We start from the raw sequence: 7,197 nt of genomic DNA, 5'->3' as shown, positions 1-7,197 counted from the left end.
GTCCGTTCCGTGGACCGCGACGCGCCCAAATGGGTAGGTCGCGGTCCACTTTTTTGGTTACCGGGTGTGTTTGCCAAGCCGATCGCGCCGACCGCGGCGCAGGGCCGGGCGCTGGTCGCGGAGGCCGCCGCCGCCGGGGTGCCGCTGACGGTGTTCCAGAACCGCCGCTGGGACGGCGACTTCCTGACCGTCCGCCGCCTCGTCGCCGCGGGAGAGCTTGGCCGGGTGGCCCGGTTCGAGTCGCGGTTCGAGCGGTGGCGGCCGGCGATCAAGCCGGGCTGGCGGGAGAGCAGCGCGCCCGGCGAGGCCGGCGGCGCCCTGTTCGACCTGGGTGCGCACCTGATCGACCAGGCGGTCCAGCTGTTCGGCCCGGTGACCCGGCTGTACGCCGAGGTGGACCGGCGGCGGCCGGACGCCGCGGTGGACGACGACGCGTTCGTGGCGTTGACCCACGCCGGCGGCGTCCGGTCCCACCTGTGGACGAGCGCGGTGGCGGCGCAGCTCGGGCCGCGGATGCGGGTGCTCGGCGACCGGGCCGCGTACACCACGTACGGGTTGGATCCGCAGGAGGCGGCGCTGCGCGCGGGCGGCCGACCGGGCGAGCCGGGCTGGGGCGAGGTCACGCCCGACCGGTACGGCCGGCTGGGCGCCGACGGTCAGCTGCGCCCGGTGCCCACCGAGGCGGGCCGCTACCCGGACTTCTACGCGCAGCTGGCGGCGGCGCTGCGGGACGGGGCGCCGCTGCCGGTGGACCCGGCCGAGGCGGTGGCCGTGGTGGAGCTGATCGAGCTGGCCCACCGGTCGGCCGCCGAGGGGGTGACGCTGCCGGTACCACCGCGCTGAGGCAGGTGCGGCATCCGGCCGCTCAGCCGACGGCCGCCGGACTGCTCCGATCGGTGGGGGCGGGCTCGGCGTACGCGGCCGCGACGGTGGCCCGGTCGAAGACCCGCCAGGTCGCGGCGATGACGAGCACGGCGACGACGAAGCCCACCCAGTACGGCGCGGTGAGGCCGAACCGGTCGGCGACCACCCCGCCCAGCAGCGCGCCGACGCAGTTGCCGCCGGCGGCGAGGAACAGGTTGGTGCTGCCCACCCGGCCCAGCAGCGCGGGTGGGGTGAGCCGCTGCCGCAGCGAGTTCGCCACCATGTTCCACAGCGAGGAGTGCACCCCGAAGGCGAACAGGGCCACCCCGACCACGGCGGCGCTGCGCGAGGCGGCCAGCGCCAGGTGCAGGCCGGCCTCGATGAGCAGGCCGACCCGGACGGTCCAGGTGGCGGTGATCGTGGCGACCAGCCGGTCGCCGACGGCCGCGCCGAGCAGCCCACCGACCGCCATGCAGGTGAACAGCGCGCCGTAGCCGACCGAGCCGAGGCCCAGCCGGTCGGTGGCGAGCAGCACCAGCACCGCGATGGCGGCGGTGAGGGTGACGTTCAGCAGGCCGATCAGCAGCGTCATGGTGCGCAGCAGCCGCTGGGAGAGCAGCCAGCGGAACCCCTCGGCGACCTCCGCGCGGACCGAGCGACGGGCACCCGGCACCGCCCCGCCCCGGTACGTCCCGGCGAGCAGGCCGACCAGCACGGCGCTGAGCGCGTACGTGCCGGCGTTGACGGCGAACGGGATGGCGGCCGCGACCAGGAACAGGAACCCGCCGAGCGGGCCGGCGACCAGGTTCTGCATGACCTGCGTGCCGCCGCCGAGCCAGCCGTTGGCCCGCTCGAGGCGGGATCGGGGCACCACCGCCGGCACGACCGCCTGGGCGGCGGCGCGGAACACCACCTCACCGGCGTTGATCACGAAGAGCACCGCGTACAGCAGGGCGATGCCGGCCCGGCCGGTCACCATCGCGGCGGCCAGCACCGCCAGCACCAGCACCCGGGCCCAGTCGATGAGCACCATCAGCCGCCGCCGGTCGACCCGGTCCACCAGGACCCCGCCGGGCAGCGCGAAGAGCAGCCACGGCAGCCAGGCCACCGCCGAGCCCGCCGACACCAGCAGCGGATCATCGGTGCGCGACGCCACGTACAGCGGCGCCGCCACGGTGGCCAGGCCGCTGCCCAGCGCCGACATGGTGCTGGCCGTCCAGAGTCGGGCGAAGCGCCCGTCGAGCCGTTCCCCCGTCACGGCGAGGGAACCTACCAGGATTCCCGATCCGCTCCGACCGGGTTATCGGCCGGCCACCTCAGCACGACCGGTGCGCCGGGGTCGGCCAGGTCGAGCAGGATGTCGGCGCGCTCCGCCGGCCGGGCCTCCGCCCGGTACAACTCCTGCCCGGGCAGGTAGCGCGCCTGGTAGCGCCGCCGCACCACGTCGGCGGAGCCGAAGAGTGACAGGTCACGGGTCAGCGCGCGGCGCAGGGTCTCCGCCGGCTCGACGTGCAGGTGGATCGCCACGTCCCAGTGGTCGCACAGTTCCGGGCGGAGCAGGAACACGCCGTCGACCAGAAGCACGGCGTCGGCCGGCGCCCGGCGGACGGCGGCGTCCACGGGCGCGTCGGCCCGGAAGTCGTACCCAGCCGGCAGGTAGCGCCGGTCGCCGCCGGGGCCGAGCGGGCGCAGGACCCGGTCGCGAAGGGTGTCGTGGTCGAAAGCGTCCCGGTAGTAGCCCTCCGGCGAGAGCGGGCCGCGCCGCAGGCGGGCCTCGGCGGGCCGGTGGAAGTCGTCGACGCTGACCCGGATCACTGCCCGCCTGCCGGCCAGCACCTGGGCCAGGTCGTCGGCGAGGCGGGTCTTGCCGGCGGCGTCGGGGCCGTCGATCGCCACCCGCAGCGGGTGCAGCGGGCGACGCCGGGTCAGGTGGTCGGCGAGGCGGACCAGGACATCGGCACGGCTCGCCGGTTCGGGGGTGCGCATGCGGCCGAGGGTAGGACAGCGTCAGGGGCGGTCGTCGGTCCGCCAGCCGGGGGCCAGGCGGGCCGCGAGCCGATCCCACAGTGCACACCATGGTGCCCAGGGTGTTGCCGGGCCAACAGGACAACCCGGTCGCCCTGCCGGATGAGGAACCGGCGCGCGCCCGCCGCCACCACCTGCAGGCCAGGGTGCCGGGGCGCGGCGACGTCGAGGGCGAGACCGTCCCAGCCGCCGCCCCCTCCGGCCGGCAGCGGCGCGCGGGCCGCCGCGCCGCTCATTCGTCGGCCGGCGGGGACAGTCGGCGGATCTCGGCGAGGACGTGGTCGACGTGCGGCCTGACCTGGGCGGTCAGCTCGTCGCTCCACCGCTCCTCGGCCTCGCCGAGGTAGATGGCGCGGGCGTGGGCGAGCACCGGCCGGTGCTCCGGCGGCAGGAGCGCCAGGGCCCGGTCGGCGGCGACGTCCTTCGGCAGGATGTCGCCGGTGTCCAGGGTGGCCCAGATCCGGGCGAAGGTGAGCAGCACGTTGCGGGTGTCGTCGTCGAGGTCGGCGAGCAGGCCCGGGATCCCGGCGACGATCGCCCGGGCCAGGTCGGCGGCGGGAACCGGATCGAGCAGTTCGGCCGGCGGCGGCCCCACCAGCGGGGTGTTCCCCCGTAGCACCATGGTGATCAGCGGGGCGAGGTCCGGGGTCGGCTCGGGTCGCGGTGCCCCGCCGCCGGCGTACTCGTCGCGCAGCCACTCGCCGTACAGGAACTCGCCGTGCGGCGGGTAGCGCCACGGGCGGACGTCGGCATGGGTGACAACGGTCAGCTCGACCGGGCGGGCCGGCCCGCGGAACGCCCGGCGGCCGGAGATCTCGAACAGCCCCTCGACCAGCGCGCGGCGCTGCGCTGCGGTAGTGCGCCGGCCGGAGACCACGAACACGTCGACGTCACTGGCCGGGCGCAGCCCACCGAGCACCCCCGACCCGTGCAGGTAGGCGCCGAGCACGTCCGCGCCGAGCACGCCGTCGACCACGAGCAGGATGTCCTTCAGCTGTGCCCGGGTGACCGGGTCGAGGGTGGGCCGGTCGAGATTCATCGGGCCAGGATGGCCGGTACGCGCCGACCCCGCAGCCCAATTTCCGCCGGCCGGATGCCATGATCACCCATGCCTGTCACGAACCGTTTCTAGAAACTGAGCGTGGGTGGCGCAGGCTCAGCCGCGTGTCCCGAACGGTGTTGGGCACGCTGGTTCCCCGCGTTCGCTCCGCATCCAGCGCCATCGGATCGTGTCCGTGGTCCGGGTATGTGGGGGCGGGTTCCCTCACGTCCTCGGGTAGCTGGTCCGGCCTGGGCGGTCCGGTGCCCGCGGCGATCGCTCTGGTCGTCGGGGGGCGGTGTCGTCCGTCGCCGGATCGGGTGTCCGAGGGCGCGTCGTCCAATCGCGACGCTGGCGGCGTCGTGACGGGTGGTTTTGCGGTTGGTGCTTGTCAGCGGGCGCCGCCAATGTTGGGCGCCCCATTTTGAGGTGTAGGCGGGGTCGACCGCGACGATGGTGATTCCCAGCTCGGCCGCCATGGCAACGAGCCGGGACCGCAGCTTGGCCACTGGCATACCGGAGATAACGTTGCGGAACCGCTTGCGGCGGCCGTGCTTCTCCCGCGTCTTCTGCGCTACGAAATCGAGGTCTTCGATCGCGATGCTCAACCCGTACCTCTTGGCCCAGTGCAGAAGCCGGATCAGGGCATGGCGCACCTGCGCATCGCGGTGGTCGGTGTTGCCGGACAGGTCGTAGCAGAAGCGGCGGGGCTCACCCACTGGGTTGCCGTGCTCGTCCAGCCGCCAGGCGGCGAGATGGTCGGCGTTGGTGTCCACGCCGATGATCCCGTTCACCCTGGCGGTCGCCACCGGCGTGGTTCGGGTCGGAGGGATCGTCCAGGAGGCGGTCAGGTACCAGCGGCGCCGGTCGACGTCTTCGTGGATGCGGTATGCCACTGCCCGGTTGGCGGTGACGCGGTCGCGCCAGGCATCGCCACGGTGCGGGAAAGACACCGTCGCGGCGAGTACGTACCGGCCGTGTTTCGCGTTGGCCAGGTGCGCCAGCGGGGCCGGGAGTCTGATCGACACCTCGCCTTCGCAGGTGACGCGGATTGTCTCGTTCCCGTTTCGCTTCCCCGACTCGCCGTCGGCTTGAATGAACCGCCGCTGCGCTTCCCATCGCTGCCGCCACTGGGCCTCGGTGAGCCCGGCGGCGTCGAGGTGGTGGCGGGTGCGCAGCAGTCGCTTCCCGCCCCGCACGACACGGACCCGGCCCGCGGCGCGGTCCTCGCGCTCACGCTCGAGTCGGTCCTGGAGCACATGCAGGCGCCGGGTCTTGACGAACCACTCCTGCGCGGTGCGGTAACCACCCGGAGCCTGTTTGCTGCCCTTCCCGCCGAGCGGCAGCGACAGCCGGCGCGTGATCGTCCTGATGCCTGCTTCTAGGCCCTGAATGTGGGCGAGCTGGGCGCGGCGCGACAACGCCCACTGGTCATGCGTGGCCTTCGTGATCGAACCGGCCCAGCGGGAGGACGACTCCCGGGTCAGGGCCCGTTTCCGCTCGGCCCAGCCGTCGGTGTCGTGATCGAGGCCGGTCGCGCAACGAGCCTTGAGATCCTTCCCGGCAAGCGTGCCGAGTCGGTCACCGACCAGCCGCAGAACCTTCTCATCCTCGCCAGTGAGCCCTTTGAGCCGGTCGCGGATCGCGACACCCGACGGGCCGAGAGCGACGAACGGTGGATCAATCGGGCGCACTTCAACCACGCTTGGCGGCCTCCAACGCCCGCTGCGCCCGCCCGCGAGCCGAGCGGCGGCCGTACAGGCGAGCACAGAACGAGGTCAACACCTCAACCATGTCCCGCACCAGATCCTCGGCAACCTCCCCGTCATCGCGGACGACCAACCGGCGGCCATGCGCGGACAACGCGGCCTCAACCAGCTCCACATTCATCCACCCAAGGCGGTCCTTGTGCTCCACCACCACCGTCGTCACGTCCGGATCGGCGAGAAGGCGACAGGCCTTACTGCGGCTGCCGTTCATCCCTGAGCCGATCTCCGCCTCAATACGCACAATGCGGTGACCGGCCTTCACCGCCCATGCCGAGAGTCGGGCGACTTGACGCTCCAGGTCAAACTTCTGATCCTGCGAGGACACACGGGCATACAAGCCCAACCCACCGACAATTTCCGAAGCCGGCCAGCAGAGGCTGAACGGCCCCAGCTCCAACCGCTAGTCCCCGTCCGGGCCCGCGTCGACGTCCACCAGGCCAGCCACCGCCGGGGCGCCCGCTGATCGAGGTGTAGGGGTTCCACACGGCCAGGTGCCCCCAGCACCCACGACCGCCCGTCGCTCACCCCCGTCAGGGAAGACGGTGACCTGCACCGCCGACGACCCGGCGGACCCCATGAGCCGGTACGGCCAGTACGGGACCAGCCGGGCGCCGTGCCCGGCCAGCCTGCCGAACACGTGACCCACGCCGACCTCGCCGAAGAAGACGGCTCCGGGTACGCCTCAACTGCGGGGCCGGAACTGGTGCCGGACCACGTACGCGGTGGTCTCCAGGCCGATCCGCGCGCCCTGCACGTCGGCGGTCCGGGTGTGGATGCCACCCCACACCCGGGCGTTGATCACCTCGGTGAGCGCCGCGGAGAAGCCGCTGAAGGAGCGTCGGGTGCCGGAGTCGGCGCTGTAGGCGCTGAACGGGATGTCGTCGCGGCCGAAGAAGTACGCCAGCGCCGACATGGTGGCCCCGGTGTTGCAGGTGTGGCCGGAGGTGTAGTCGGGGTGGGGCGGCGTGACCAGCAGCGGCGTCCACGCCGGGTCGGCGACCGTGGCGGGATTGCCGTCGGTGTCGCCGAGCCGGATCGCGGTGATCGGCCGCCACCGGTTCCACGCCTCCTTCTCGTTGAAGCAGGCGATGACCGCGTCGGCCTCGGCGAGGTCCACCAGGGCGAACATCCGGGCGGCGCGCAGCGCGTCGAGCCGCTGGGTCGTCACGAGCTGACGCTTGATCTCCCACTCGCCGAGCCGGCGGTCGTGCCACCAGATCGCCGCCTCGGTCTGGTCGGCGGTGCGGACGGTGCTGGTGGCCGAGCCGACCGCCTTGATCTCGTCGTAGTCCCGGGCGTACTGGGCGCTGGTGAGCGCCGGCGGGCCGGCGGTGCGGAAGATCGCGGCGTCGGGCAGCACGAACGGCCGCATGTGGCCGACCCAGCCGCCGTCGTTGGCGTAGGCCGGCGGGGTGGGGCGCCACTGGCCCGGTTCGGTGCCCACCGGGAAGGTCTGCGGTCCGAACGCGCCGTCGTCGCGGCGGGCGGCGACCATCGCGG

General features: G+C 73.3%; 6 protein-coding genes and 1 pseudogene. 1 reads left to right on the top strand and 6 read right to left on the bottom strand.

Annotated elements, in window-relative coordinates:
* The first annotated feature begins 66 nt into the window (after positions 1-66).
* Complete coding sequence (locus tag ACWEVO_RS24905) at positions 67-843, top strand: Gfo/Idh/MocA family oxidoreductase (RefSeq protein WP_452309934.1); 777 nt, start codon at positions 67-69, stop codon at positions 841-843.
* A 22-nt stretch (positions 844-865) separates the two neighbouring features.
* On the opposite strand, the gene ACWEVO_RS24900 is transcribed toward ACWEVO_RS24905, so the two are convergent.
* From ACWEVO_RS24900 to ACWEVO_RS24875, 6 genes and pseudogenes are all read right to left on the bottom strand, one after another.
* Complete coding sequence (locus ACWEVO_RS24900) at positions 866-2,122, bottom strand: MFS transporter (protein ID WP_452309933.1); 1,257 nt, start codon at positions 2,120-2,122, stop codon at positions 866-868.
* A gap of 11 nt (positions 2,123-2,133) precedes the next feature.
* Entirely contained in the window at positions 2,134-2,850 is a 717-nt protein-coding gene (locus tag ACWEVO_RS24895) for a uridylate kinase (RefSeq protein WP_452309932.1), read from the bottom strand.
* A gap of 271 nt (positions 2,851-3,121) precedes the next feature.
* The gene (locus ACWEVO_RS24890) at positions 3,122-3,928 is read right to left on the bottom strand and encodes an aminoglycoside adenylyltransferase family protein (protein WP_452309931.1); all 807 of its coding nucleotides are present in this window, start codon (positions 3,926-3,928) and stop codon (positions 3,122-3,124) included.
* Between the two features lie 89 nt (positions 3,929-4,017).
* Positions 4,018-5,631, bottom strand: a complete 1,614-nt coding sequence (locus tag ACWEVO_RS24885; protein WP_452309930.1) for an IS200/IS605 family accessory protein TnpB-related protein — start codon at positions 5,629-5,631, stop codon at positions 4,018-4,020.
* A pseudogene (locus tag ACWEVO_RS24880) lies at positions 5,624-6,031 on the bottom strand (IS607 family transposase); the annotation flags it as partial. The gene ACWEVO_RS24885 and the pseudogene ACWEVO_RS24880, both read right to left, overlap by 8 nt.
* A 348-nt stretch (positions 6,032-6,379) precedes the next feature.
* The coding region (locus ACWEVO_RS24875) for a vanadium-dependent haloperoxidase (RefSeq protein ID WP_452309929.1) at positions 6,380-7,197 on the bottom strand (818 nt) is incomplete at its 5' end.

It is taken from the genome of Micromonospora sp. NPDC003776, from assembly GCF_053605645.1.
Note: the sequence above shows the minus strand (reverse complement) of the source record. Positions and strands in the feature narration are given on the sequence as shown.